This is a genomic window from Hallella faecis (assembly GCF_018789675.1).
Classification (GTDB): Bacteria; Bacteroidota; Bacteroidia; order Bacteroidales; family Bacteroidaceae; genus Prevotella; species Prevotella faecis.
This window is the reverse complement of sequence record NZ_JAHKBE010000013.1, coordinates 40,236-65,879: the sequence shown is the minus strand read 5'-3', so window position 1 is coordinate 65,879 and position 25,644 is coordinate 40,236. Positions and strand designations below refer to the sequence as shown.

The 25,644-nt window shown below is 56.8% G+C and carries 16 protein-coding genes and 1 tRNA gene; 3 read left to right on the top strand and 14 right to left on the bottom strand.

All coding sequences use genetic code 11. The features are described 5' to 3' along the window. Window positions 1-212 (top strand): hypothetical protein (locus tag KM934_RS05020; RefSeq protein ID WP_215759527.1); only part of this gene is annotated, 212 nt, incomplete at its 5' end. 449 nt (window positions 213-661) lie between these two features. Here KM934_RS05020 and KM934_RS05015 read toward each other — a convergent pair. From KM934_RS05015 to sppA, 10 genes are all read right to left on the bottom strand, one after another. After that, complete coding sequence (locus KM934_RS05015; protein ID WP_215759526.1) at window positions 662-5,164, bottom strand: DUF4062 domain-containing protein; 4,503 nt, start codon at window positions 5,162-5,164, stop codon at window positions 662-664. A gap of 48 nt (window positions 5,165-5,212) precedes the next feature. Further along, window positions 5,213-5,632 carry a GNAT family N-acetyltransferase gene (locus KM934_RS05010; RefSeq protein WP_215759525.1) on the bottom strand — a complete coding sequence of 140 codons (420 nt, stop codon included), beginning with the start codon at window positions 5,630-5,632 and terminating at the stop codon, window positions 5,213-5,215. A gap of 13 nt (window positions 5,633-5,645) precedes the next feature. Next, the gene (locus tag KM934_RS05005; RefSeq protein WP_215759524.1) at window positions 5,646-6,251 is read right to left on the bottom strand and encodes a DUF1963 domain-containing protein; all 606 of its coding nucleotides are present in this window, start codon (window positions 6,249-6,251) and stop codon (window positions 5,646-5,648) included. A gap of 2 nt (window positions 6,252-6,253) precedes the next feature. Then, window positions 6,254-8,152: a hypothetical protein gene (locus KM934_RS05000; protein WP_215759523.1), complete on the bottom strand. Its 1,899-nt coding sequence runs from the start codon at window positions 8,150-8,152 to the stop codon at window positions 6,254-6,256. 267 nt (window positions 8,153-8,419) lie between these two features. Further along, complete coding sequence (locus KM934_RS04995; RefSeq protein WP_215759522.1) at window positions 8,420-10,063, bottom strand: Na+/H+ antiporter NhaC family protein; 1,644 nt, start codon at window positions 10,061-10,063, stop codon at window positions 8,420-8,422. A gap of 144 nt (window positions 10,064-10,207) precedes the next feature. Continuing rightward, window positions 10,208-11,446, bottom strand: coding sequence for a DUF4861 domain-containing protein (locus KM934_RS04990; protein ID WP_215759521.1), 1,239 nt, complete (start codon window positions 11,444-11,446; stop codon window positions 10,208-10,210). 98 nt (window positions 11,447-11,544) lie between these two features. Further along, on the bottom strand, window positions 11,545-12,660 hold the full coding sequence (gene thiL, locus KM934_RS04985) for a thiamine-phosphate kinase (protein ID WP_215759520.1): 1,116 nt from the start codon (window positions 12,658-12,660) through the stop codon (window positions 11,545-11,547). A gap of 18 nt (window positions 12,661-12,678) precedes the next feature. After that, window positions 12,679-13,488, bottom strand: coding sequence for a purine-nucleoside phosphorylase (locus KM934_RS04980; protein ID WP_215759519.1), 810 nt, complete (start codon window positions 13,486-13,488; stop codon window positions 12,679-12,681). Next, window positions 13,373-14,539, bottom strand: coding sequence for a tetraacyldisaccharide 4'-kinase (lpxK, locus tag KM934_RS04975; protein WP_215759518.1), 1,167 nt, complete (start codon window positions 14,537-14,539; stop codon window positions 13,373-13,375). The genes KM934_RS04980 and lpxK overlap by 116 nt, the downstream gene beginning before the upstream one ends. A 10-nt stretch (window positions 14,540-14,549) precedes the next feature. Beyond that, on the bottom strand, window positions 14,550-16,316 hold the full coding sequence (gene sppA, locus KM934_RS04970) for a signal peptide peptidase SppA (protein WP_215759517.1): 1,767 nt from the start codon (window positions 16,314-16,316) through the stop codon (window positions 14,550-14,552). A gap of 415 nt (window positions 16,317-16,731) precedes the next feature. Between sppA and KM934_RS04965 the strand changes: the two genes are divergently transcribed. Continuing rightward, a complete protein-coding gene (locus KM934_RS04965; RefSeq protein WP_215759516.1) occupies window positions 16,732-18,840 on the top strand; it encodes a prolyl oligopeptidase family serine peptidase in 2,109 nt (702 codons plus the stop codon). A 135-nt stretch (window positions 18,841-18,975) separates the two neighbouring features. Here KM934_RS04965 and KM934_RS04960 read toward each other — a convergent pair whose 3' ends face one another. The 3 genes from KM934_RS04960 to KM934_RS04950 form a co-directional block, all read right to left on the bottom strand. Next, window positions 18,976-19,422: a PepSY-like domain-containing protein gene (locus KM934_RS04960; RefSeq protein ID WP_215759515.1), complete on the bottom strand. Its 447-nt coding sequence runs from the start codon at window positions 19,420-19,422 to the stop codon at window positions 18,976-18,978. Window positions 19,423-19,632: 210 nt separating this feature from the next. Next, window positions 19,633-22,470 carry a beta-N-acetylglucosaminidase domain-containing protein gene (locus tag KM934_RS04955; RefSeq protein WP_215759514.1) on the bottom strand — a complete coding sequence of 946 codons (2,838 nt, stop codon included), beginning with the start codon at window positions 22,468-22,470 and terminating at the stop codon, window positions 19,633-19,635. A gap of 692 nt (window positions 22,471-23,162) precedes the next feature. Continuing rightward, window positions 23,163-23,244 (bottom strand) — tRNA-Leu (locus KM934_RS04950). Window positions 23,245-23,451: 207 nt separating this feature from the next. On the opposite strand from KM934_RS04950, the gene KM934_RS04945 reads away from it, so the two are divergent. Then, a complete protein-coding gene (locus tag KM934_RS04945; RefSeq protein ID WP_215759513.1) occupies window positions 23,452-24,321 on the top strand; it encodes a PfkB family carbohydrate kinase in 870 nt (289 codons plus the stop codon). 360 nt (window positions 24,322-24,681) lie between these two features. On the opposite strand, the gene KM934_RS04940 is transcribed toward KM934_RS04945, so the two are convergent. Then, the gene (locus tag KM934_RS04940) at window positions 24,682-25,431 is read right to left on the bottom strand and encodes an ABC transporter ATP-binding protein (protein ID WP_215759512.1); all 750 of its coding nucleotides are present in this window, start codon (window positions 25,429-25,431) and stop codon (window positions 24,682-24,684) included. Between the last annotated feature and the right edge of the window lie 213 nt (window positions 25,432-25,644).

Genomic DNA, 25,644 nt, shown 5'->3' with positions numbered 1-25,644 from the left:
GGGCTATGTGCTTGTTGGGCCTTCAGCCCACCCTGCCTAAATCCGAAACTTTAGTTCCTTACATTCTGTTCTTCTGGCTTTCTCCTGCCCCCGTACCCTTATACTTGCTGCGAGTGACATTTTTCGTAACAATCTATATTGAAATCTACATGGTTTTTGTCGACGACCGAACGATTGGGCGGAAATGCGCGATTCTCAGTGTTGTTGTGTAACAAACTGATAACTAATGGGTTATCTTAATAATGGCAAATAGGGTGTTCCTAATTTAATATTCCACGCTGCGAAACATGCCTAACCGAGCGTCGATACATGGTCTTTCGAGCCTCGTGACGTGGTCTTTCGAGGTGCGGTTAGGTAGGTATCGCAAGACGAAAGATGCCTAACGGCGAAAGCACGGCGCAGATTTGGGATGAATGGCACGAAAAATCGACGTTTTCGTTGGCTCATTCAACGAAAAACGCCGCACAACTTTTGCACCAAAATATCTGACAGAACATATTGTGCGAAGGTTGCGAGGGGATGGGGCGAATGATTTCAGGATCATCCGCCATTGGGAGTGCGTGAAACACGCACGTAAGAGTATGCGCTCATTCGCGGTCGCTCGGCTCTTCCGCTTGGGTGGCACAGTGGCGAAAGCGGCAAAGCCGAGCGACAGGGAAGGTTACCCATTCGCCTTCATGAGTCGCTGCTCAACGAGTTGGTCTACGGCGTGCTGCTTCACCTGGATCAGGGCGTTGGCCATCTCCATCCATTGGGCTTGTGCGGCCACCTGGACGAAGTCGTCGTAATAGGCGAGCATGAGGGGCACGAGCGAGGTGTCGCGCGTTTCGAGGATATGCTGGAGGGTGAAATGCTCGAAGAGTGTCAGCGCCTCGTCGGTGGCCTCGAAGTTGCGCATGAGCACATGCACCTTGACCTTCGTGTTGAGCAATGCAAGGTAGTTCTTGATGGCTTTGGGCGAGTTGGGCACTATCTCAAGGGCGCGTTTGAGGAGCCTTTCCGCCTCGTCGATGAGTTGCAGCACCTCGTCGGCATTGCAGCTTGCGGCCAATTTCATCTCCACGATGCGCATGATGCAGATGGCCATGTCGCGCATGTTCTTCTCATTGTCGGGGGCTTGGCTGAGCTTCTCGGCATACACGGCCTTGGCCTCGTTGAGCTGGCGCTGGGCCTCGTCGGTGCGTCCCAGCCTCACCAACGCATGCCCCATGAGCTCCTTGATGGCGGCCACATGGCTGAGCTCGAGGTCGGGATTGGCGTAGTGGGCCGCCACGAAGGTGAGCGTTTGCTCCGCCTTTTGGCACAATGCGTCGTAGCGATTCTCGATGTTGAGCATCTCAAGGATGTTGTACGAGCTGAGCAACACGTCGTTCAGGATGGTGCCAGCGGGGTCCTTGTCGTACAATTCCTTAAACATGGCGTGGGCCTTGGTGTAGCACCGCTTCGCCTCTTGGCTGTTGCCGAAGATCATGTAGAACAGTCGGCCGGTCTCATCCACGGCCGATGCGTAGCGGCGTGCGGTCTCATGGTCCGATGGGTTGAGGCGCCACGCCTCGCAGGTGGCATACTCATGTTGCTTGTTGTAGAGCATCATGTTTTGCAAGTCGCGCCGTTGCTCACAGACGTATGCCAGACAAGCGTAGACGAGGGCGTAGCCCTGCACCACCAATGCGCCTGGCAGGTGCAGGCTCTTCATGAACCGCACCGCGTTGATGGTGTGTTCCTCCTCGTTCGACGCTTCGCTGGATGCGCCCGCATTGGTGCGCTCAGAGAACAGAAACTCGGCCATGCTGCACAACATGTAGAAAGCTATCTGCAGGCGAAGCGTTTGTTCCACCGACGCCTGTTCTTGCTGTTGCATAAACAGTTGGCGCTCGGTGCCGAACACAAACAATGCGAAACTGTATAGCTGCGACATGGGCAGGGCCTTGAGCTGCATGGCCACCTTGGTGTAAAGGAGCATGAAGTCGCCCATGGCACGTTGCGTGTCGGGGTTGGTTTCGTTGGGATAGGCGCCAATGATGCGGTTGGCATAGTTGGCGAAACGCCTGATGGTTGCGACCTCCTGAGGCGTGAGGTCGCGCTCGATGGTGTTATTGGGCAGGGCCATGCAGAAGTGCATGAGGTGGGCCCGCACGCCCAGGGCGTCGGTTCGGTTGTCGTCGAGCAGTGCCGGCGCACTGTTGAGCACGTCGCTGCACTGCTGCGGGTCGGCGTCTTGGAAGAGCAGCTGATCGGCCCTGGCCACCACCTGGCCCTCGCCTTCCTCCTCGCAGAGCGGGTCGGTAGGCGTTTGGCAGTTGTCGGCAAAGAGCACATGGTTGGGCGCAGCCTCCCGGAGGGTGTCCGACAGGCGTTGCGCTTCGGCCTCAAGAACCGTTGCGGCGTGACGTTCTATGTACCCCATCAGGTGCGAGAGGCGCCTCATCGGGGCAATCTGGAAATAGGCGCGGTACAACCACGGTTGCTCGTTGAGCACGTCGGCCAGCAACAGTTGGTTGGGTTCCTCGCCGTCGAAGTCGCGCAGTTGAAGCATTTGTCGGAAAACAACCGCCAGCTCTTGTTGGATGCCCAGGAACTCCAGTCGGTGATGATCGAGCACCAAGCACTGTGCGAAACTCAGCCCATGAAGCGTCCATTGCTCCATCAGATGGGCTTCGTCGGCGTCGACCTTGCCGTCGGCTTCGCCACACTCGTGACACCATACGGCCACCCTCGCATAGATGGCCCATGCAAAGAGCGCCATGTAGCGGTCGTCGTCCATTTGCTGGAGATGCTCGTTGAGCAACCAGTTGGCCCATTGGGCAGCCAACGGGCGTTCGCCTTGATAGTACAGGCACACGGCGAAGAAGGCCGTGAGGTTGCCTATGGCCAATGGCTTTGCTTCCCCAGAGGCCGCCGTCTGGGCCTCGTCGTTGTGGTACACCTTGGCGAGCGCGCCCCCGATGGCCGTTGCCGCACCATAGGAACCACGGTCGGCCAGCTGCCGCATGACGTCGAGCATGAGCAAGGCCGTGGCCTCGGGGTGGCGTGTGGCGGCTTTCGACAGCCACTGTTCCATGAAATTCCACTGGCTAATGGTGAGGTCCGACAGGGCGTAGACCACATGTCGGTGCCACACCATGCCCTGGTTCAGCACCACAAAGTCGAGCAAGTCGGTGGTTTGATATTTCAGGGCGAGGTAGGGCAACTCGCGAATGGCTACCGCATCGAATGGGTTGTCTTCAATTGTTTGGAGCAGATGGCTGGCGAGCGCCGCAACATAGCGACTGATGGCGTCGGCCGATTGCACGCACACCTCGATGCGGAAGTTGGGATAGGCGAAGTCGATGATGCCGCTGACACTGTCGGTCGTGAGCAGCGGTCCGAGGTAGCGGCGCAACTCAGCAAACTTCAGCGCGTCCCAATCGTTGCCCAACAGTTGGCGCAGGTCGCCCTCGCGCAAGCCGTATTCGCTCACGGCGAGCATGCGCAGCACCGTCATGCCAAACGCCATGTCGACGAAATGCCCGCCCTCTTGCAGGATCGACATGAAGAGAGGCTCGGGATAATTGGCGGCCTGGGAGACGATTTCGATGAGCGAGTTTTGGATTTTCAACTCCTCGTTGGCCTCTTGGCGCTGTCGGGTGGCTTCGAAATAGGAGGCGTTGAGCAGGGTGAGGCGGCGTGTCATCATGACCGACCACAGGGGGATGGTAGATGGATGGATGCGGCGCGCCTGCTTGTTGAGCAACGCCTCCATGACCGCCGGTTGCAGGCGTTTGCCCACCTCGGCAAACCGTTTGTCGATGAGCTGTTGCGCCTCCTGGCGCGAGAGGGGCGAGAGTGCGATCTTGTCGCATAGCGTAATGCCCTCGGCCTCGCCGCTCTCAGCGGTGCAGATCACCACCGTGTTGGCGGGAACCCAATGGTTGTTGAGGAGCAAATGGCAGTTGTCGAGGCGGCACACGTCGTCGATGAGCAGCACTTTCCGCCTGTCGTTGGTGCCCAACGCCTTGCCCAACAGGTGGGCGAGGAGGCCGAAGTCCTCATCGTTGTCGATGCCACAACGGTACTCGGTGGCTGTGCGCGAGTCGGACAGCCAGCACTTGAGTGGCATGGAAGCCTGACAGTTGGCTTGCTTGCGGTCGGCGAAAAAGATGTAGGGAATGAAGTGTTGGCTCTGTGCCAACTGTTCGTAGAACTTGCATAACAGGGCCGTCTTGCCAAAGCCATAGGGGCCGGTGACCAGCAGCACCTTGCCGTGATGGCGCTTGGGGGCGTGGGCGTTGTCGTTGCTGGCGGATGGGTCGGCCTCGCCGTTGGGGGCGTCGGACGGGGTGCCGTGGGTGCCATAGGCATATTGCTCGAGCCATTGCAACCAATCCTCGCGGCCGCAGAACAGGCGGTTGCTTTGTGCCATGCGCTCTTGCGCGACGCTGGTGATGTTCTCGAAGTCGTTGTCGGGATTGGCCGTAGCGTCCTCACACTCGTAGAGCTCTGTCTCCTGCACCAAAGCCGTGGTGAGAAAACGCACGAGTGTGTCGAGGTGGGTGAGCTGGGTGCCGTCCCACTGGCAGTTGTAGTGGCAGATGTTGCGGTCGAGCGAGTGGGCATGGAAGGTTCGGGTGATCTTCTCCTTGAGCAGCGCGAGGCGGCGTGTGGCCGTTTCGTCCTGCTCACAGTAGCGCGCCCGTTCGTCGGCGCCCATCTGTTGGTAGGCCTCGGGCGAACGAAAGCAGAAGAAGCTGCGGTGTAAATTGTCGGTGTCCATGAGCGAACCAAAGAGAATCTCCAACTCGGTGACGCTGCGCGCCTGTTGGGTGTCGGTGTTGACAAACAGGCGCTCGTCGGCGCTCATGCCGTCGACGATGGCGTCCCAACTCGCTTGCGATGGCACCCATCCGTAGCGGTCGCCGAGCAGTCCGATGAAGAACGGACGTGAGCTCTGTATGCCTCCAAGGCACTCGCGCAACACATGGTTCTCGCGATCGGCCTCATCCACATCGCTGGTGCTCACGCCCCACCGCAGATCGATGAAGTCGACGTGGATGTTATGGCGGGCCAACTGTTGCGCTACGGCGGGATACACTCGGTTCATGATGGCGTCGCGCTCGGCGTCCATGTCGCGAAAGGTGCTGTTGAGGAACACCTTTATGTTTTTTCCAAAGGTTCGTTGGGTCATAAGAGGTTTAGGTTTGGGGTGTGGTGAATAACGAGTTGGGGGTGCCACTCATTGCGTTTGGTAAACGTTGGTGGGCTTCAGTTGCATGCCCAACGACTGGTAGAGTTGGTTGGCGGCCACACGCTGGGGGCGTGAGGTGAGCATGATGGTGCCACCGCCATGCGTCCGGGCATAGTGGATGGCGTGCTCCACCAATGACCGCCCGATGTGTTGTCCACGCGCCTGCTGGTCGACCACCACATCCTCCACCCACCATTTGCGGCCAGTGGGGGTGGCGTAGGTGCACAGGCTGAGCATGCCGAGCATGGTGCCGTTAGCCTCGGCCACGAAGAGATGCGTGTCGTTGTTGGCAATCATCGACAGCAGTTGGTCGTTCGTCATTTGCCTTCCCGACGACGACAGTTGGGGCAACAGGCGGTTGATGGCGTCGAGACAAGCGTCGGAATAGGTTGTTATTTCAGTTATCATGGACCGATTTGGGTTAAAAGGAATGGAGGTAACACTTCACCGTTTTGTCGTCGGTGAGGAAGCAGAGCATGCCGCAATCGTAGAACTGGAGGTTCCAATCGTCGTTGCAATCGAGCTGCAGGAGTGAGCGCCAGCCTGGATACTGCTCCTCGATCTCGTCGAAGAAGGGATGGCCGAGCAGCTTGAAGCCCGCCTCCTTGTCGTCGCACGCGGCAAAGGTGATGCGCTCAGCGTCTCGCGTGAGCGGGTTGCCCTCGTCGTCCACCAGGCGATGGGTGTGGAGATCGGTGGTCGTTGGCGAGTAGAGCACACGGAAATCGTTGTCGCTCCATTCGCCCATGCCCGGCGAGTAGTACTCGCGGTGGCCGAGGAAATAATCCACCTCGCCGAAGAAATAGAGCATGCCCGTATGCGGCAGCAAGCCCTCGGGGTCGAGCGCGGCAATGTCCTCGCAGCGAATTTGGCAGATGAAGGTCAGCGGGTTGTCGTAGGTCTCGCCCTCGTCCTCATACTGGGCCACAGGGTAGGGCAGCGAGTCGGGCAGGTCGGGACAGCCCCACATCTTCGATTGACTGGTGAGGTCTTGGTCGGTTGGGTTGAAAATGAGTTGTATAGCCATGGTTAGTCAAACATTACACGGGGATTCATTTGATGGGGATTGCGCCACACTACGCCGAGCTTATGCAACGCCAGTTGGCGCTCATGCCAAAAGCTGAAGCAGAAGCCCATGCCTCGCGGCACGCCTTTCAGGCGGGAGTAGGCTTGGCGGTCGGCCTCGTCGATAACGGCTTCCCACTGCTCCGTCCACTCCACGGGGTCGCGCTTGAGGTGCCCGGTTTGCGGAATCTCATTGAGGCGGCCCTCGTCGGCCAGGTCGATGATGCGGCTCAGCTCGCGTACATCGCGCTCCACGTCCTCGGTGAGCCCCAGCTCGTGGTCAGCCTCTATTTCGCGCAACACACGCAACTGGCACCTGAGCAGGCGGAGCTTGAGGCGTGGGTGGTCGCTGATGATCTCGAGCAGACTGTCGTTGGCGCTATAGAGATCATCGAGCCTCAGCGGTATGGCCAGCAGGTCGTCGGCGCCGTTGAGATAGGCGCTTATCAGGCCCGCCACCTCCCATTCGCGCTCTTGGTTGCGCACACGTTCGAGCGCTCCCATGATGTTGTTCATGCAAGCCTGCCATATCAGGTCGGTAGTGACCGTTGAGCAATCGTCTTCGCCCACCTCGCGCTCGGGGTCGCCGTCATATTGGTACTCGTGGTCGTCGTTGTAGCCGTCGTCATCGTCGTCATCGTCGTAGTCGGGCAGGTCGTCGACGAAATGCGACAATTGGTTATGATATTGAGGTAGCCATTTCTTCTCGATCATGGCCGTGTGTTGGCTGAGGAAACCGCTGCGATAGCCAGCTATCACCTCGTCTAATAGGTCGTCGTTGCCCAGCGCCAGGGCTCGGTAGGCACACTCGTAGCCCCGTTCCTCACCGTAGCCCTCGGGGGCTGTGTGGTCGTGGAGCGCCATGTGGGACATGGCCGCCCATGCGAAGGCGCAGCGCAGGTTGGCTCCTCGGCTATACCATAGCCATGCCTCCTCGGCATTGCGCTCGAAACCGTAGGTGCCGTTTTCGAAATAAGTGCCGAGGAAGTAGGCGCACGTGCTTTCGCCCAACATCCATCCCATCCTGAGGTCGTCGTACAAAGTCTTGGTTGCCTGTTGCTGTTCCTCCTGGCTCAGGGCGTCGAAGTCGACGCTTTCCATCAGTATGGCATACATGGTGTAGCAGTCGGCCGCTTGCACGTCGATGCCTTTCTGCATGACCTCCATGAACTCCTCGCGGTCTTCGACCTGATAGTTCTCGTTGCAGTAGGCTGCTATGGCCCACCTGTAGAAGCCTTGGCTGCAACCGTTCATCGCTGCCTGTTGGTACATTTTGATGGCCTCGTCCTTGCGGTTCATCTTCTCCAGGGCCTCGCCCATCAGCATGAGATAGGTGGGATGGGGAAAGGCGCTGTTCTCCCAGAGGCTCTTGGCGCCTTCGTAGATCATCTCGGGCGTGCAAGGCACGTCGTTGGCGCCACAGAGCGAGTCGCGGAACGCTTGGGCCATGGCGCGCTCACTGTGGTGCTGTTGCCCCTTTGCCATCAGGCTTTTGTAGGCGTCGGGGTCGATCTCGCCTAAGTCGGCGTCGCGGTACATGTAAGCCAAATGGACGTAGGCGTCGCCGATGCCGTTGTTGGCGGCCATCTTGTAGTAGTGTTCCTTGATGGTATTGGAGTCTTTCTCAGGCTGCAACACATCGTGCAATCGGGCGTAGGCCATCTGCATGTAGGGGTTGCCGCCATCGGCCAAGGCCTTGATTTTCTCGGCGTCGCCTTGCAGTTGGGCTACGTTGTTGGCAAAGAAAATAATCTGCAGGAAGAGCTCTTGCTTCGCTTCGTCGTGCTCCACGTTTTTGGCTGCGGCCCAAAAGGCCTTTTTAACTTGATAATCCTCTATGTATCCTAAGATTCGTTCGATCATGGCATGATTAGCTTTGTGGTGTGACAAATGGTGGATTGTGCGCCGCCCCCAAGTTTTATAGAAACGTCATGGCGCACCATCTATAGTTGCGAAGATAGCTATAATAATTGGCATTTCCGAATTTTTCTCCATGTTTTTAGCGATAATCGGTCATTAACCCCAAATCGGTCATAAGCCGTGTTTCGTTTTGCTGATCGCCAATGCGAAAACCTCTCGTTCCCCTCCCTGTAGACGCAGGAGGAAAACGAGAGGCTTATGCGATTCGTGTTAGGCTGACTTTTGGGCAGTGGGGCGCCTGTGCTTCTTGAGGAAACATAAGGCGGCGCCCAACAGGAGCAGGCCCGTGGTCCACGACACGGCGATGCCCGCCACGAAGCCCAGGCTTTGGGCAAAGCCCGCCACGATAAAGGTGAAGAATGATACCGTGGCTACGGTCAGCGCATAAGGTAATTGCGACGATACGTGGTGAACGTGTTTGCACGATGCGCCGGCGCTCGCCATGATGGTGGTGTCGGAGATGGGCGAGATGTGGTCGCCACAAACAGCGCCGGCCATGCAGGCTGAGATGGAGATGACGCGCAATGGGGCGGCGGCGGGGAACACGGCTACGCAGATGGGGATGAGGATGCCGAAGGTGCCCCATGATGTGCCTGTGGCGAAGGCCAGCAACGCCGCCACGACGAAGATGATGGCGGGAAGCAGCATCTGCAGGTGGCTGGCGCTGCTCGACACCACGTCGGACACGTAGGCGGCGGCACCCAACGAGTCGGTCATGCTCTTCAGCGTCCATGCCAAGGTGAGGATGAGGATGGCGGGAACCATGGCCTCGAATCCCTTGATGAGGCTACTCATGGCCTCGTCGAATGGCAATGTCTTGCGCACGGTGAACATCGCCACGGAGAGGATGAGGGCCGTGAGCGAGCCGATGACCAGTCCCACCGAGGCGTTGCTGGCGGCGAAGGAGTCGATGAAATGGTGGTAATTGTTGCTCGAGGGTTGGAAGAATCCGCCCGAATACACCATGCCTATGGTGCAGAACACAATGAGCATGAGGATGGGAAGCACCAGGTCGGCCACTGTTCCGCGATGGCCCGTTTTTTCCGGTTGGCCCGCTCCCACACCGTGTTCGGCCAGTTGGAGCTTGGTGCCGCTCACCTCATCGATCTTGCCGCCATTGGTTCGCTCGTACCATTCGCGCCAACGGGCGTCGTACTTGCTCATCGACTTGAAGTCGAAGTTGATGGCAACGATGGCGAACATAAACAGTAGGGTGAAAAGGGCGTAGAAGTTATAGGGAATGGCTTTGCAGAAAAGCGCAAGGCCGTTCTCGTCGCCTGTGACGAACCCCGACACGGCCGCCGCCCAACTGGAGATGGGGGAGATGACGCATACGGGCGCCGCCGTCGAGTCGATGAGGTAGGCCAATTTCTCCTTCGTCACGCCGTGGCGCTGCGTGATGGGCCGCATCACGGAACCTACCGTGAGGCAGTTGAAGTAGTCGTCGATGAAAATGAGGATTCCCAACAGGATGGTGGCGATCTGTGCGCCCCGCTTCGTCTTGACGTGCTTAGACGCCCACTGGCCGAATGCGGCCGAGCCGCCAGCCTTGTTCATGAGCGACACGATGGCGCCCAGCACCACGAGGAACACCAGGATGCCAACGTTCCATGGGTCGGCCAGACAGTGGATGAGTCCGTATTGCTTGGCGGTGTCGCCCGTTCCCACGGTGTCGTTGAGCAGGTGCGAAAGAAATCCCTCGAACCCAGTGCCCATGGAGTAGCTGAAGAGTGCCGCTCCGAGGATGATGCCGATGAACAATGACGAATAAACTTCCTTGGTCTTCAAGGCCAAGGCGATGGCTACGACAGGCGGTAGCAGGGACCAGCATGTCCCGATCAGATTGAAATCCATGTGATGGAAGTGATGTTTTTGTTTTCAGTAAGTCACCCTACGGTCGGCCATTATGTGGTGGCGCAACCGTAGGGTGAATGTTATGAGAAATGGAGAGCGCCCGTTCGAAGGTGTAGACGGATGCTTTCTCGGGTGTTGAAACGTTTATTTGACGCTGACCTTCAGCGGCGTTCTCACGGCCTTGGCGGCTTGGGCGAGCACTGCTTGCCATGCCTCGAAGGTGTGGATTTCGGTGGTGGTGTTCTGGTCCCATCCCGTTCCGAAGTAATAGGTGAACGATGTGCTGGGATGATAGGTGGTCGTGCCTAATATGTGGCCTGTGGCAATGCCGTTCTCGCGAGCCTTGTAAAGGGTGGTGATGTTCTTTTGTGGGAAAAGCAATCCGATGTAGATGTGGCCCATCTGCTTGGCCAACTCCTCGTGGTATTTGGCGTTGTACACGCTGGCGTCGCCCAGGTCCTCATAGCCAATGAAGCCGCTTTGGGCGTTCAGCACATATTGCGTGGGGTTCGATTTGTGAACCACGGCACCGGCGGCAACGGTCATGGGCTTTGGCAACCCCTGGTAGGTGACGGCCACCCGGTTAAAATGCGAGCCGGCGTCGAGCGTGATGACGCGCTTCTCTATCACCTTGGCGCCGTTCAGTTGGCGCTCAGGGTAGGTGAGCTCCACGGTGAATCGCAGTGGGCCTTGGTCGAGAATCTTATAGCTCTTGTAGCACGACGGCATCAGCAAGTTGCCGTTGGCCTCCATGAGCGCATTGGCTCCACCGCCCAATGTGGGGCCTACGGTGTAGCAATCCATGCCCTTTCCGTGGTTGATGTGGTAGCAATAGGCGTTGTAAACCTGGTCGGCAAGGTCCTTGTAGCCACGCTTTCCAAGGTCCTTAATCACGCGGCGCATGTCCTGGTTCTGCTCGCTGGCGTACCAATAGTCGAGCATCAGGTCGCTGGTGTTCTTGTTGAACAGGTCGTAGCCCACCGCTCCGCCGTGACCGTAGATGCGGTAAGCCACCTTGTCGTTCTCCCATCCAAACTCGTCTTGTCGCTCGGTGAAGAGGCGGCCGGCCACCTTCGCCGCGTATTTCTGGGGTGTTCCCTTTGTGGCGTAGTACACGGCCTTGCCCTTGGCGGGCACGCCAGCCTGGAAAATGAGCTTGCCGTCGTGGGTGGCTTGCGAGGGAATTTCTTGGCCGTTGGGGTCGGTAATGATGATGTTGGTGGTGGCGTTGAGCTTGCGTTGCACGTCGGCGAGCTTCGTCTCCACCATCTCCGTGCGGGGCGTCGACAAGGTGTTGGTAAGCGTAATGGTTACTTTGTCGGCCGCATTGGTCAGGGCGCTGAACGCCGAAAGAATCGTCAGGGTGATTAGTTTACAATTCATAAGTGTCTTGGTTTTGATGTAAAGAGACCATCCCGAGGCCTTTGTGGGCATGCTCGGGATGGCCTATCCTTGTAAATCTGTGGGCGAATCGTTGGGTGTTATCCTTTGAGCGGGTTCCAACCTTGTGCCGTGATGTCAAACTCTTGGTTGTCGCGGCTGATGAGCTTAGTGCCCAACTCGGGCTTGGTGATGTAGCCAATCTGGCGGATTCCCTTGCTCTCCAAGCCGTTGAGCTTGTCGTGGTCGCCAATGGGCACGGTGAAGAGCAACTCGTAATCCTCACCTCCGTTCATGGCGCAAGTGGTGACGTTCATGTTGAACTCCTCGGCCTGAACAGCTGTTTGGTAATCGATGGGGATGTTCTTTTCGTACACACGGCATCCGCATTGGCTCTGCTTGCAGATATGGAGGAGCTCCGACGACAGGCCGTCGCTGATGTCCATCATGGCCGTGGGCTTGATGTTGTTTTCGCGCAACAGTTGTAAGATGTCGCCACGGGCCTCGGGCTGCAACTGCCTTTCGAGCAGATACTCGCGCCCAGCGAAGTCGGGCTGGAAGTCGGCGGTCTTCGCACCCTGCTCGCGCAGGTGCTTCACGAGGGCGTCGTTGCCCGCTTTCTTGGCCTCGGAAATCTTGCGGTTGATGTCGTCGAGTTGCTGATAATATACCGTTTTCTCGCGTTCGAGCAACTGCAGGCCCATGTAAGCCGCACCCAGGTCGCCGCTCACGCAAATGAGATCGGTCTCTTTCGCGCCGTTGCGATACACGATGTCGTCCTTCTTAGCGTCGCCTATGCAGGTGATGCTGATGGCCAATCCCGTAAGCGATGATGTGGTGTCGCCGCCCACGATGTCGATGTTCCACTTGTCGCAGGCCTTCTTCAGGCCCGTGTAAAACTGCTCCATGCCCTCCACGTTGAAGCGCTTGTCGATGGCGATCGACACGATCATCTGGCGTGGGGTGCCGTTCATGGCGAAGATGTCGGATATGTTCTCCATCGCCGCCTTATAGCCTAGTTGCATGAGCGACACGTAGGTGAGGTCGAAATGCACGCCCTCCATGAGCATGTCGGATGTGGTGAGCACCTCTGTGTCGGGGTAATGCATCACGGCGCAGTCGTCGCCCACTCCGTAAAGAGAACTGTTGTTCTTGAGTTGGATGTCTTTGGTGAGTCGGTCGATGAGGCCGAACTCTCCGAGCTTGGATATTTCCATGATTGATGTTTGCGTAATTTATGAGCGAGCAATGATCTCGCGCATGATGGTTGTCATCTTCGGCTGTGCTGTCGCGGCTGCCTGTTGCACCTCTTCGTGGCTCACTTCCACGGGGTTGTCGAAGCCTCCGAGGTCGGTGATGATGCTCACGCCAAACACGCGGATGCCACAGTGGCGCGCCACGATGACCTCCGGTACGGTCGACATGCCCACGGCGTCGCCACCCATGATGCGGAACATACGGTACTCGGCAGGTGTTTCAAACGTGGGGCCTTGTACACCGGCATACACACCGTGGCGCAAGGTGATGCCTTTCTCCTCGGCAATCTGGTCGGCCATGGCGATGAGCTCATGGTCGTAAGGCTCATGCATGTCGGGGAAGCGTGGCCCGGTGGGAATGTTCTTTCCGCGCAGCGGATGCTCGGGGAAGAGGTTGAGGTGGTCGGTGATGATCATGAGGTCGCCGATGTGGAACTCCGGATTCATGCCTCCGGCGGCGTTGCTCACAAAGAGCGTCTTGATGCCGAGCTCATACATGACACGCACGGGGAACGTTACTTCCTTCATGGAGTAGCCCTCGTAGAAATGGAAGCGTCCCTCCATGGCCATGATGTCCTTGCCTCCCAGCTTGCCGAAGATGAGTTTGCCTGCGTGGCCCTCAACGGTCGACACGGGGAAGTTGGGTATGTCCTTGTAAGGTATCTCGGTGGTATCAGTTATCTCGGAAGCTAATTGTCCCAGGCCTGTTCCCAGAATGATGGCTGTCTTTGGGCTTGCCGTCATCTTTTCTCTTAGCCAGGATGCTGTTTCTTGAATTCTTGTGTACATAGCTGATTATTTTGTGGTTGAAGTTTTCTTCTTGGTCGAGCATGAACCGTATGCGTATGGGCAGCGCATAGAGCGCTTTCTTCACCTCCAGGCTCAGACCATTGGTGCTCAATAGGCGCGTGGCGTCTTTCTCTGTGGTGATGATGAGGCGTGGCTCGGGCAAGTTGGCGAAGGCTTGGTTGATGCGCGCCGCATCTTTCTCGGTGAACTGGTGGTGGTCGCCGAAGGACATGGGGGTGATGGATCGGCAGCGGTCCTTGAGGTCGAGCTCCATCTGTCGGGGTGAGGCGATGCCTGTGAGCAACAGCGTGTTGGCCGACGATAATGTGGGAAGGCTTACTGCTTCGGGAAAGACGGGTGCCAACTCGTCGTAGTCGATGCGCGTGAAGAAGAGCGCCTGATAGGGAAAGAGGTCGAGGGCCTTGGTGAGCACGCGAAACTCCATGGGTTTCAGGTCTTTCGGACACTTGGTGACAATCACTATGTCGGCTCGGTTCTTGCCTTTCATGGGCTCACGCAGTCGGCCGGCGGGCAACAACTTATCGTAGATGATGAGTCGGTGATAGTCGACCAGCAGGATGTTGATGCCGGGCTTGACGTAGCGGTGTTGGTAGGCGTCGTCGAGCAGAATAACGTCCACATCGCTTGTCGCCTCGTCGTCGGTGAGCCGTTGAATGCCCTCGCGCCGGTTCTTGTCGACCGCCACATATACGTCGGGAAACTTGCGTTTCATTTGGAACGGCTCGTCGCCGATGGTGCGCATAGGCGTGTCGTTGTCGGCAAGCACGTAGCCGCGGCTCTTTCGCTTGTAGCCCCGCGAGAGCACTCCCACCTTCATCTTGTCGTGCAGCAGACGGATAAGATACTCCACATGTGGCGTCTTGCCTGATCCGCCGACGGTGATGTTTCCCACGTCGATGACGGGTATGGAGAACTCTTGCTGAGGCAGCACGCCGAGGTCGAAGAGGTGGTTGCGCACCCCCACGCCCATGCCGTAGAGCCAACTCAGCGGCAACAGCCAGTCGTTGATTTTAATGAGGTCACCTTCCATGGTGTGATGTTCAGAAATTGGTAATGATAAATGGGCATCGAGCCTGCATGGGGTCGAGCGATTGCACGGTGCGCAACATACGAATGGGCTCGTAGAAGGTGCCCAGCGTCAGTCGCAACTGCTCGTCGAGCGCCGTGCCCTTGTTATTGTTGAAGTTGAGCAACTGCGTCATCATGTCGGCGGGAGCGGGATAGGGCAGGGTGTGATACACGTCGAGTTTGGCCAGTTTGGCCGCCTTGGCCACCGCCTTATCGAGTCCGCCCAACTCATCGACGAGACGGAGCTTGAGGGCGTCGGATCCCAGGAACACATGACCTTGTGCGCGCTCCTCCACCTGTTGCATGTTCATGCGTCGTCCGCGAGCCACGCGGCTCTTGAAGAGCTTGTAGCCACGGTTTACGCTGGCTTGCATGAGCGCCATTTGCTCGGCGGTCATGGGCTTCATCATGCCGCCCATGGTGGCGTTGCGGTTGGTCTTCACCTCGTCGTAACGCAGGCCGAGCTTCTCGGTGAGCAGTTGCGACTGGTCGAGCGTCAGGCCGAAGATACCGATGGAGCCTGTGATGGTAGTGGGCTCAGCTACGATGTAATCGGCTGCCGCACTGATGTAATAGCCACCCGATGCGGCCGCTCCACCCATGGAGATCACCACGGGCTTCTTGGTGCGCAGGGCTTCTATCTGATGCCATATCTGCTCGGAGGCGTATGCCGAACCACCGCCCGAGTTGATGCGGATAACCACCGCCTTCACATTGTCGTCGTCGGCGAGGTCGGCGAGGTCGGCGCACATCTCGCGTCCCACGATGAGATGGCTATTGGAGAACGCATCCTGTGAGGGACGTTCCTGCACGATGTCGCCCCAGGCATAGTAGACGGCTATCTCGTCGCCCTTCTTCTCGGCGGGCGCGTTGATCATGTCGGCCACAGAGACCTGCGGCACTTCGTCGGTCTTTTCTAATTTGAGGCGACTGCGCACCACGTTCTTCACTTGGTCGTTATAGAGCAGTCCGTCGACCATTTTGTAACGTATGAAGTTCTTTGGGTCTTCCAACGAGATGACGCGATCGGCATACGCCTGCAGCGAGTCGGCGTTGATGGCGCGGCTCTTCGACACGGCTTGGCACACCGTTTGCCACCATCCGCCGAGGTAGCGTTCCGTCTGTTCGCGGCTGGGCTCGCTCATCTTGTCCTCGGTAAACATCTCCGTGGCGCTCTTATACTTGCCGCATTTGAACGGAACCATCTTCACGCCGATCTTGGCGAGGGCGTCTTTTACAAACATCATCTGTCCGCCCATGCCCTGCCATGATATGGTGCCTTGTGGGTTGAGGTAGATCTTGTCGGCCACCGACGCCACATAGTAGGCGCCGAGCGAGTACTCCTCGCCGTAGGCCACAATCCATTTCTTGGCCGTCTTGAAGTCGGCCAACGCGTCGCGTAGCTCCTGCATTTGTGCCATGTCGGCCCCATAGGAACCGGCTTCGAGGTAAATGCCCTTCACCTCGTCGCTGTTCTTGGCTTTGGTGATGGCTTCGAGTGTTTCTTGCAATCCCTTTGTTGAGGTGCCACTGAGTGTGGCGTATAGGTTGTCCTCGGCGCGCTCCTGCAGGGCTCCGTCGAGCTTGATGACGAGTACAGAGTTGTCGGCCACTCGTTGGGTCGACTGTGATGAAGCTATCATGCCCACGAGGCTCATGAGGCAGATGACTCCTACGATGACGGAGAAGGCCAGCAGACCCACGATGGTGGCGCTAACCGATTTGATAAAGTCTTTCATTTTTGTCGTCTGTTATTGTTGTTGGCAAATTAGATTGCAAATCTACGAAATATTTTAGGAAATGCCAAATGCTAACGTGTCATTCTGTCTATTTATAGGTGTAATAATTGGTCCTTTGGGTTACAAAAGTGTTATGTTGTTGCATTTGTTTGCACACACAGTGGTTTTTGCGAAAGATTTTTAGTTGTCGTGCATAATTTTGCGCCTCGCAAACGTTGACGAAGCGTAATATTTTATATCTTTGCATAAGATAGGCTGCGCTCGGCCATTTGAGAACAAGTTCTCATGGCGCTCGTTTGCACTATCTTTGCATAAGATAGGCTGCACTCGGCCATTTGAACGCGTGTTCCCTAAGGAAAAGCAGACGATGACGTCATACTGTTGCCCCAACTTATTAATCTATAATTATATGCAAATGAAGACACTTCTGATCACTTCGGCCTTGGCGGCTTCGGCCTTGGCGGCGAATGGACAGTCGATCAAGTATCCCACGGCTCCGAAGGACGCTACGGTCGACGAGTATTTTGGAGTTAAGGTGGCCGACCCGTTCCGCCCCTTGGAGGACGACACTTGTGCGGCCACGGCGGCATGGGTGGAGGCTGAGCACCAGGTGACCAACGCCTATCTGGCAAAGGTGCCGCAGCGCGCCAAATATCTGAAGCGCCTGAAGCAAGTGGTCAACTATGAGAAGGTTTACACGCCTTTCGAGAAGAACGGAAAGTGGTATGTCTACAAGAACAACGGCATGCAGAACCAAGCCGTGCTCTATCAGATGGACGCCTTAGGTGGTGCGCAGCGTGTGTTCCTCGACCCCAATAAGTTGAGCGACGACGGTACGGTGGCCCTGAAGGATATCTCGTTCTCCAACGACGGCAAGTATTTCGCCTATGTCATCTCACGCAGCGGAAGCGATTGGGAGGAAATTTACGTCATGGACGTGAACACCGGCAAGATGCTCTCCGACCACATCGTGTGGGCTAAGTTCACTGGTGTGAGCTGGTATGATGGCGGTTTCTACTATAGCGCCTACGACGCCCCCGAGAAGGGCAAGGAGACCTCGGCCAAGAACGAGGTGCAGAAGGTCTACTACCACAAGATGGGAACCCCGCAGAGCCAGGATGTGCTCTTCTACCAGAACCCCGCCTATCCCTTGCGTTTCTATAGTGTGTCGGTGAACGAGGAGGAGACGATGATGTTCCTTTACGAGACGGGAATGGACCAAGGCATCAACATCTACGTGCGAAACCTGCGTGTGCCCAACTCGCAGTTCATACAGATGACGGGCGATTGTAGCAAGAACTATTCGCCTGTGGAGATCATTGGCGATAAGATTTACATGATGACCAATGCCGGCGCTCCCAAGTATCGCATGATGGTGGCCGACATCAACAAGCCGGGCTACAACGATTGGAAGGAACTGGTGCCCGAGAGCGACGCCGTGCTCGACAACGTGACGTTTGTGGATGGCGACAAGATGGTGCTCACCTATAAGAAAGACAACTGCTCGCAGGCTTACCTTTATAATATCAGCGGCAAGAAGATCGGCGACATCCAACTGCCGGGCGTGGGTAGCGCCAGCTTCTCGGGCAAGCGCGAGCGCAAGGAGCTGTTCTACAGCTACACCTCGTACACCGTTCCCTCAACCACCTACCAGTATGACTTGGCCACGGGCAAGAGCACGGTGATGAGCGCACCGAAGGTTAGCTTCAAACTGAGCGACTATACCTCCGAGATGGTCTACTACACCAGCAAGGACGGCACCCGCATCCCGATGTTCCTCACTTATAAGAAGGGCATGAAGCTCAACGGCAAGAACCCCGTGCTGATGTATGGCTACGGCGGCTTCAACATTACCTATCCTCCCTCGTTCTCGGCCATGCGCATTCCGTTCCTCGAGAATGGCGGCGTCTACGCCTATGTGGTGTTGCGTGGCGGTGGCGAGTATGGTGAGGACTGGCACCTGGCCGGAACCAAGTTGCAGAAGCAGAACGTGTTCGACGATTTCATCTCAGCAGCCGAGTGGCTCATCAGCAACAAGTATACCGACAACCAGCACCTCGCCATCATGGGCGGCAGCAACGGTGGCCTGTTGGTGGGTGCCTGCATGACCCAGCGCCCCGACCTCTATAAGGTTTGTATTCCCGAGGTGGGCGTGATGGACATGTTGCGCTACCACAAGTTCACCATCGGTTGGAACTGGGCGCCCGACTATGGCACCAGCGCCGACAGCAAGGAGATGTTCGAGTATCTGAAGGCTTACTCGCCCCTTCACGCGCTGAAGGAGGGGGTGAAGTATCCTGCCACCATGGTTTGCACAGCCGACCACGACGACCGTGTGGTTCCCGCCCACTCGTTTAAGTTTGCTGCCCGCTTGCAGGAGTGCCAGGCCGGTCAGGCTCCCGTGCTCATCCGCATCGACAGCAAGGCGGGTCATGGCGGTGGCAAACCGCTCTCGAAGGTGATGGAGGAAACGGCCGACATCTACGGCTTCATTATGTACACCATGGGCATGAAGATGAAGTAAAAAGAGCCCATTAGCGCACCCTAACCCTAAGGGGCGAAGCGTTTTGCGGATTATCGCAAAGGCTTCGCCCCTGTTCTCTTTTTCGCCTTGCGGCGTTGGGTCTTATGTGATGTTCCTACCGACCCTTGCTCGAGGTTAGTCGATGTCGATAACCTTGAAATGCTTGTTGAAGGTGATGTCCAAGCCGTTGGTGAGCTTCACCTCGTGCTCGTTTCGGTCTATCTCAATCTTCTTGACAGATTGGCCGGGGTAGGTGGCCTGCAAATAGCTTTGGATGGGCTGGGGGATGAGGTTGGCGGGAACGGTTCCCTGCTTGCAATCCACCTCGGTGAGGTTGCCCTTCTTGTCAAACTCGAGCTTGGTGCCATTCTGCAACACCACGTCGTAACTCTTGTTTACAATGCCGGCCTCTATGGTGGCGAGCACCACCTTTTGCTTGTTGAAGTGCGTGGTGAGTGTGGTCTGTGCCTTGGCTGGAAGATTGCTTACATCAATGGGCTTGTCGTTGTCGGCGCAAGCCGTGGCGCTACACAACACAATGCTGCTAAGGGCAACCAGCATCATTCTGATTGATCTTTTCATAAAGTAGTTGGTTTAAAAGGTAATAAAATCAATTGTCATCAAACGTTTGACGTCTGATAATTAAATTGACGATTGGGGAGCGAAAAAGTAAAAGGGCTTTAATGTTTCTTAAGAAAAAAGATGGCAGACGGCCATCGGCCCAAGGAGGGAAAACAACAATCCCAGTCACACGGGGCTGGGATTGTAGGAATAGTAGGTATGTGGGTTGCGTTACTTCACAAACTTCTTGCCACCCTTGATGTAAACACCATGCTGGGCGGGCTTCTCCACCTTGCGGCCAAAGAGGTCGTAGATGGCGGCGTTGGCGTTGGTGTCGTTGCTCGTTGTGGGAGTGCTGATGCCCGTTGCGAGATCGTCGTCGTCCACGTCGACCACGGTAAACACGTAGCTGTCCTTCAGGTCGGCGTCCACACGTTTAATCACCTTGTCGGTCGTGATGCCCCATTGCTGCGGTGCGGCGTTGGGCGTGACGCTCGTCATGGCCCATTTGCCACCCACCTCGCGCAAGATTACCGAGTTCCACTCCGAGTAGTAGGGGTTCTGGTTGATGCGTCCTTCCTCGTCGAGGAACTTGTTTTTGTTGAACGCAATCTTCCATCGGCCCGATGTGGCGTCGGTGGTGATGGTCCACTTCTGGTACTTCTGCTTCGTGACATCCTTTCCCTTGGCCTTGAAGGTGGGTCGGCTCAGGGCCGAGAGCGACGAGGTGGTGGTGAGATATTCGCCCTTGTCGTTCTTGATGTAATAGGTCTTTCCGCTTTCGATCACGGGATGCTTCCCGTCGTTGCCCTTCACCGGCACGATCTCGAAGATGGCGTCGTTGATGTGGAGGATGGGGTTGTTGTCCTTGTCCTTGGCCAACGGCGTGTCGCGCTTGATGATGCGCGTCTTGTTGGCTCCCAGGAACTTGCGGCTCACCTTTGCGGTGGTTTGGATGGCATACTTGCCGTTTACGCGGTAGATGTCGTAGCTGTGCCACTCGGGGTCGTAGGGGTTGATTTCCTTGTTCTCCCAGAACTGTCCCTTCTCGTTGAGGTAACGGCCATCCTGCGTGTTGGCAATCTTGTAACGGCCCGTGTTGGGATCCACGCTGATGGTCCACTCGCACTTCTGCGGCTGGGTGTCGTCGATGGCGTCGGTCCAGATGGGCATGTCGCCCGTGCGGTCGGCCGAGGCGTTCTTATTATAAAGGTATTTGCCGTTGTACTTGATGTAGTAGTTGCCCGTTTCGAGCACCTGCACGGGGAAGTTCTCCCAACCCTCGGTGTACTTGCTCTTGTAGGCTATGACCAACTCGTTGAGCTGCTGCTTGAGGAAGGGCTCCACCTTCTGCGTTGCCACCACGGGCTTGGCGCTCTTGATGGTTCCTGAGAAGTTGCGCGAGATGAGCGCGTCCTCCTTGGTCAGAAGGTCTTGTATGTCGCGGTAGTCTTGCAGGAACTTCGCCGTGTCGCCACTGTCGATGAGGCCCCACATCTCCACGATCTTCTGTCCGCGCTGGCCCATGTATTTCATTTTCTGCAGCCACGGTGTGATCTCGGTGATGAGCGCGGGGTTGTAGGTGTCGGCCAGCAGCGCGTCGGCCGCTTCCACCATCAGGTCAAACTGGTCCTTCTGCTCGTCGAGCGTGCCGTTCACGTTGAAATTGGGGCTCTCGCCCTCGCGGCGCAGTCCGTGCACGGTCCATCCCAGGTCCACATTGTGCTCGCAGAACACGTGGAAAGCCTCGGCGTTGTTGGGCATCAGGTATCTGATGGCACGCTCCCAGTTGGCCTCGGGGTTGTAGTCTTTCATGTTCCAGGCATAGTCGGCCACACCGTAGAGCGCCACCTTCGAGGCCTCGGCATACTCCATGGGGTTCGACGTGAAGGCCGTCATCTTGCCGCCAAAGGCGTTGTTGCCCTTGTCGTTGCCGTAGAATTTGCCCATGAGCATGTGTCCGATGCAATAATCGTTGACGGGATAGTTGAGCCAGATGAAGGGCGCCATGCCCCCCGTGGCGGTCTTGAAGAAATCGAGGTCGCCCTGGTTGATCATGTCGGCCACGCCGTCGCCTGTCCACATCACCTCAATGCCCTTGTGCAAGCCCTTGCCCAGTGCGCGCAGGTAGTCGTCGTTCTTGTTCCATCCGGCATAGGCGGCGTTATACTTGGTGGGGCACATCGAGAGGCGGTTCAGGTCGTCGTGCTTCTCAATGAAGTTTTTCCAAACATAGTTGCACTCGGCCACCTGCAGGCTGGCGTCGGCGCCACCAAAGTCGTCGAAGAAGATGGAGAAGTTGCGTACGCCCAGCGAGTAGACGTGCTCCAGCTTGTTCACCACGGCCTTGAAGTCGCTCTCGCTGTTGGAGATGCTTCCGCCCGTGTGGATCGACCACACAAACGACACGTGGTTCTTCTTGGCGGCCTCGGCCAGGCCACGGATAATGGCGGCCTTGTCGGCGGGATAGTTCTCGCGCCACTTGGTGCGGTGGTAGGGGTCGTCCTTGGGACCGTAAACATAGATGTTCATCTTGTTCTTGCCATAGAACTCAAACTGGCTCTTGCGGTCGGCGTCGCTCCACGGATTGCCGTAGAAACCCTCTATCACGCCACGCTGTGCGCAGGCGGGATAGTCGCTAATCTCCACCTCCATCACGTTGGGCTGTGCCAGTATTTGCAACAGGGTCTGCACGCCGTAGTAGGTGCCGGCGTCGTCGGCGCCAGCTACGATGATGCCGTTGGCGTCCACCTTGAGGTAATAGCCCTCAGCCGTTTCGGGAATGTTGGCCTCCACGGCGCTCACGGCCGCTTCGCCCTTCTTGCCCACCACCAGGCTGATGCCGTCGTCGGCCAGGGTGAGCTTCTCCTGCAGCAAGGCCACGGCGTAGGCGTCGGTGGTTTCGGCCTTGGTAAGGCTATACTTGGCGTTGGCCGACTCGAAGGCCTTCTCGCCCCAGCTAACCGATTGAGGCACAGGCGACACCTGTACCTGTTGCGCCCACGACGCCACTTGGACAAAGAGTGAACAAAGCAGCAGCAAGCTAACTTTTTTCAGGTAATTCATCATGTTTTAGGAAGTTGTTATGGTTTATTATTAGGTTCGTGGGTGCAAAGGTAAGCACTTTTCGCCAAAAAATCCTCTGCTTGCTGCAATTTGTTGCTTACCTATACCTATTTTTATAGGTGTTTGTAAACTGGGTGCAATTTGGCTCAAGGCTCGCCTGCGGACGTTGGCTATTTGGGTTTATGGTATGGCTCCTGCCGTTGTTCCCTTGGGAATTTTCGCAACAATCTATATGGCAATCTACACGTTTGTCTTCGACGAAGACAATGTTGGGCGCAAATACGCTATTCTCAGCAAAGTTATGCAAATGCCTGGCGTTCAGCGCTTTGTGATTTATAGCTGCTCGTTGCTCGCTCCTCGTCTTACATTACCCCTTGCCGTTAGGCATGTTTCGCACGTCGAAAGATGGTCTTTCGTGGTGCGATAGCTGACCTTTCGAAGCTCGAAAGATGCCCAATCGCAACACCAAAGATGCCTTTCGGCAAGCGAATGTCTCGTTTTTGTCGCTCCGATGGCGCAAAAACGGCGATTTCGCTCGCTGGTTCGGTCAAAATCTCGACACAACTTTTTAACCAAATATTTTGAACCTTCGCTCGGCTTGGCCATGGAGGTGGAGGGATGCGAGGGTGAGGGGATGGAAAAGAAAAATCCCTTGCAAATCAGCGATTTACAAGGGATCGTTAACTTTTTGGGAGTACCCAGACCCGGGCTCGAACCGGGATGCCTTGCGGCACTGGTGTTTGAGACCAGCGCGTCTACCTATTCCGCCATCTGGGCTTCTTCGTTAAAAGCGATGCAAAGGTACAATGTTTTTTCGATACGCCCAAACATTATGGCGTATTTTTTTTGAGATTTATGCAAAAACCTGTTGGCGAAGGGGTGCCGTGGCGGGCGCAAAGGCTGTAGGGCGACTACTTTTTTAGCCCATTTCTGTGTGATGGTATTGAATTATTTGTTACCTTTGCAGTCAAACGCGTTTTTGAAATGAAAGACATTTGCAGCATAGGGCACATTACCCGCGATAAGATCGTAACACCTAAGAACACCGTCTATATGGCCGGTGGCACCTCTTATTATATGTCGTATGGCATTAGTCGCCTCCCAGAGAAGGTTAGTTACCAACTGGTGACCAAGGTGGGCGAAGGCCAGATGGGCGAGGTGGAGAAGCTGCGCCAGGCGGGCGTGGACACCCTTTGCTATCCGAGCCGTCACACGGTGTACTTTGAGAACCGTTACGGCATCGACACCAACAACCGCACGCAGCGGGTGCTGGCCAAGGCCGACCCCTTCACCTTGGAGGAGGTGCGCCCGTTGGAGGCCCGTGTGTTCCACTTGGGCAGCCTCCTGGCTGACGACTTCCCGCCCGAGGTGGTGAAATACCTGGCCACGAAGGGACTGGTGTCGATCGATGTGCAGGGCTACCTGCGCGAGGTGGTGGGCGAGGATGTGCGCGCCATTCCTTGGAAGCACCAAGAGGAGATTCTGGCGGCCACGAGCATCCTGAAGCTCAACGAGCACGAGATGGAGGTCATCACCAACTCGAAGGATCCTCGCACCGTGGCCCGTACGCTGGCCGACCAAGGTGTGAGGGAGGTGGTCATCACGCTGGGCAGCTATGGCTCGCTCATCTATGCCGACCGCCATTTCTATGAGATTCCCGCCTTCCAACCGCGCGAGGTGGTCGACGCCACGGGTTGTGGCGACACCTATTCCACGGGCTACCTCTATTGTCGGTTGCAGGGCATGGGCTACGCCGAGGCCGGTAGGTTCGCCGCCGCCATGTGCACCCTGAAGTTGGAGCACAATGGCCCGTTCGACGGCACGTTGGCCGACATAGAGCGCGTCATGCGCTAACTCTTCCCCGCAGGTTCAATGATTTGCGCTCAGGCGCGGTCGCTCGGCTCTGCCGCTTTGGCTTACCCTTCGGCCGCCGAGCTAAACCTTCATCAGAAAGAACAACGAGATTTGTCGTAGACCCACTGACCGTAGGGAAGTAATTTCTCAAATTAACGAGACCCGGCGAAGCCCCACCGACCAAAAGGGAGGTAATTAGTGTAATCGTTCTACGATTACCAATTTGAACGAATTTAGCTAACGCAATTTGGAAAAAGTCGAAAATTAGGGAAATTCGTTGTTACGCCGTCTGAGGCCAAATAAAACGATTCGTTGTTACGCCGTCTGAGGCTAAAAGAATTACCATTCGGGGTGAGATATTCACCCCATCACCTTATCCAGGGAGGCGTGTTGACTTTTCAGGAGCTGGTCGAGGTAACGACGCAAACGGTCTTTACCCACCTCTTCGAGTCCGTTGCCAAAGGTTACCAGGTGGTCGGCCAGATGCACGGCGAGGTTCAGGTCGTGGGTGGAGAGCACAATGATCTTCCCCGTGTGGTGGGCCAGATGGCCCAAGAGCCGCAGGGTCTCCACCTTGCTCGGATAGTCGAGGAAGGCCGTAGGCTCGTCGAGGAGCACCACGGGTGTTTGCTGCGCCAAAGCCTTGGCAATCATCATCTTCTGTCGCTCGCCATCGCTCAGCGTGCCTACCTGCCGCTGGGCCAGAGGGGTGAGGCCCGTCATGGCGAGCGCCTCGCCCACCATGCGGCGGTCGTCGTCGTTGAGGCGTCCGAAGAAGCCCGTGTAGGGCATGCGCCCCATGCCCACCAGTTGCTCCACGGTGAGGTTCTCCACCTCCACGCGGTCGGTGAGCACCACGCCAATCCATCGCGACAGCTCGCGTCGTGAGAGTTCTGACAGCTGCCGTTCCACGCCGTCGGCCACGAGCGTCACCGTGCCCGCCAAGGGCGGTTGCACCCCCGCTAATGTGCGCAGCAGGGTCGACTTACCCATGCCGTTGGCACCCACGAGCGCCGTGAGGGTGCCGCCCTGCAAGCGGGCGGTGAGATGCGAGGCCACCACTCGGTGCTTGTAGCCCACCGACAAATCAGAGATGATCATTTCGTTCATGCTGCAAAGATACGGCTATCCCTCCAGATTATCATCATGTTGTGTGACAATATTGCACACGAACGTGACAAAAAAGGCAACATCTGGCAGACGGGCATCCCCCTGATGCCCTTGGCACGTTTGTTGCTTAAGGGCATAGTGACAACCGAGGCTATACGATAAGCCAGATGAGCGGAGCGTGCTTTACATGGCGTGAAGGGGTTCCCACGAAAT

Excerpts from the sequence above, each read along its gene's own strand:
- KM934_RS05015 (WP_215759526.1), bottom strand. The coding sequence starts at position 5,164 with ATGACCCAACGAACCTTTGGAAAAAACATAAAGGTGTTCCTCAACAGC.
- KM934_RS05010 (WP_215759525.1), bottom strand. The coding sequence starts at position 5,632 with ATGATAACTGAAATAACAACCTATTCCGACGCTTGTCTCGACGCCATC.
- KM934_RS05005 (WP_215759524.1), bottom strand. The coding sequence starts at position 6,251 with ATGGCTATACAACTCATTTTCAACCCAACCGACCAAGACCTCACCAGT.
- KM934_RS05000 (WP_215759523.1), bottom strand. The coding sequence starts at position 8,152 with ATGATCGAACGAATCTTAGGATACATAGAGGATTATCAAGTTAAAAAG.
- KM934_RS04995 (WP_215759522.1), bottom strand. The coding sequence starts at position 10,063 with ATGGATTTCAATCTGATCGGGACATGCTGGTCCCTGCTACCGCCTGTC.
- KM934_RS04990 (WP_215759521.1), bottom strand. The coding sequence starts at position 11,446 with ATGAATTGTAAACTAATCACCCTGACGATTCTTTCGGCGTTCAGCGCC.
- thiL (WP_215759520.1), bottom strand. The coding sequence starts at position 12,660 with ATGGAAATATCCAAGCTCGGAGAGTTCGGCCTCATCGACCGACTCACC.
- KM934_RS04980 (WP_215759519.1), bottom strand. The coding sequence starts at position 13,488 with ATGTACACAAGAATTCAAGAAACAGCATCCTGGCTAAGAGAAAAGATG.
- lpxK (WP_215759518.1), bottom strand. The coding sequence starts at position 14,539 with ATGGAAGGTGACCTCATTAAAATCAACGACTGGCTGTTGCCGCTGAGT.
- sppA (WP_215759517.1), bottom strand. The coding sequence starts at position 16,316 with ATGAAAGACTTTATCAAATCGGTTAGCGCCACCATCGTGGGTCTGCTG.
- KM934_RS04965 (WP_215759516.1), top strand. The coding sequence starts at position 16,732 with ATGAAGACACTTCTGATCACTTCGGCCTTGGCGGCTTCGGCCTTGGCG.
- KM934_RS04960 (WP_215759515.1), bottom strand. The coding sequence starts at position 19,422 with ATGAAAAGATCAATCAGAATGATGCTGGTTGCCCTTAGCAGCATTGTG.
- KM934_RS04955 (WP_215759514.1), bottom strand. The coding sequence starts at position 22,470 with ATGATGAATTACCTGAAAAAAGTTAGCTTGCTGCTGCTTTGTTCACTC.
- KM934_RS04945 (WP_215759513.1), top strand. The coding sequence starts at position 23,452 with ATGAAAGACATTTGCAGCATAGGGCACATTACCCGCGATAAGATCGTA.
- KM934_RS04940 (WP_215759512.1), bottom strand. The coding sequence starts at position 25,431 with ATGAACGAAATGATCATCTCTGATTTGTCGGTGGGCTACAAGCACCGA.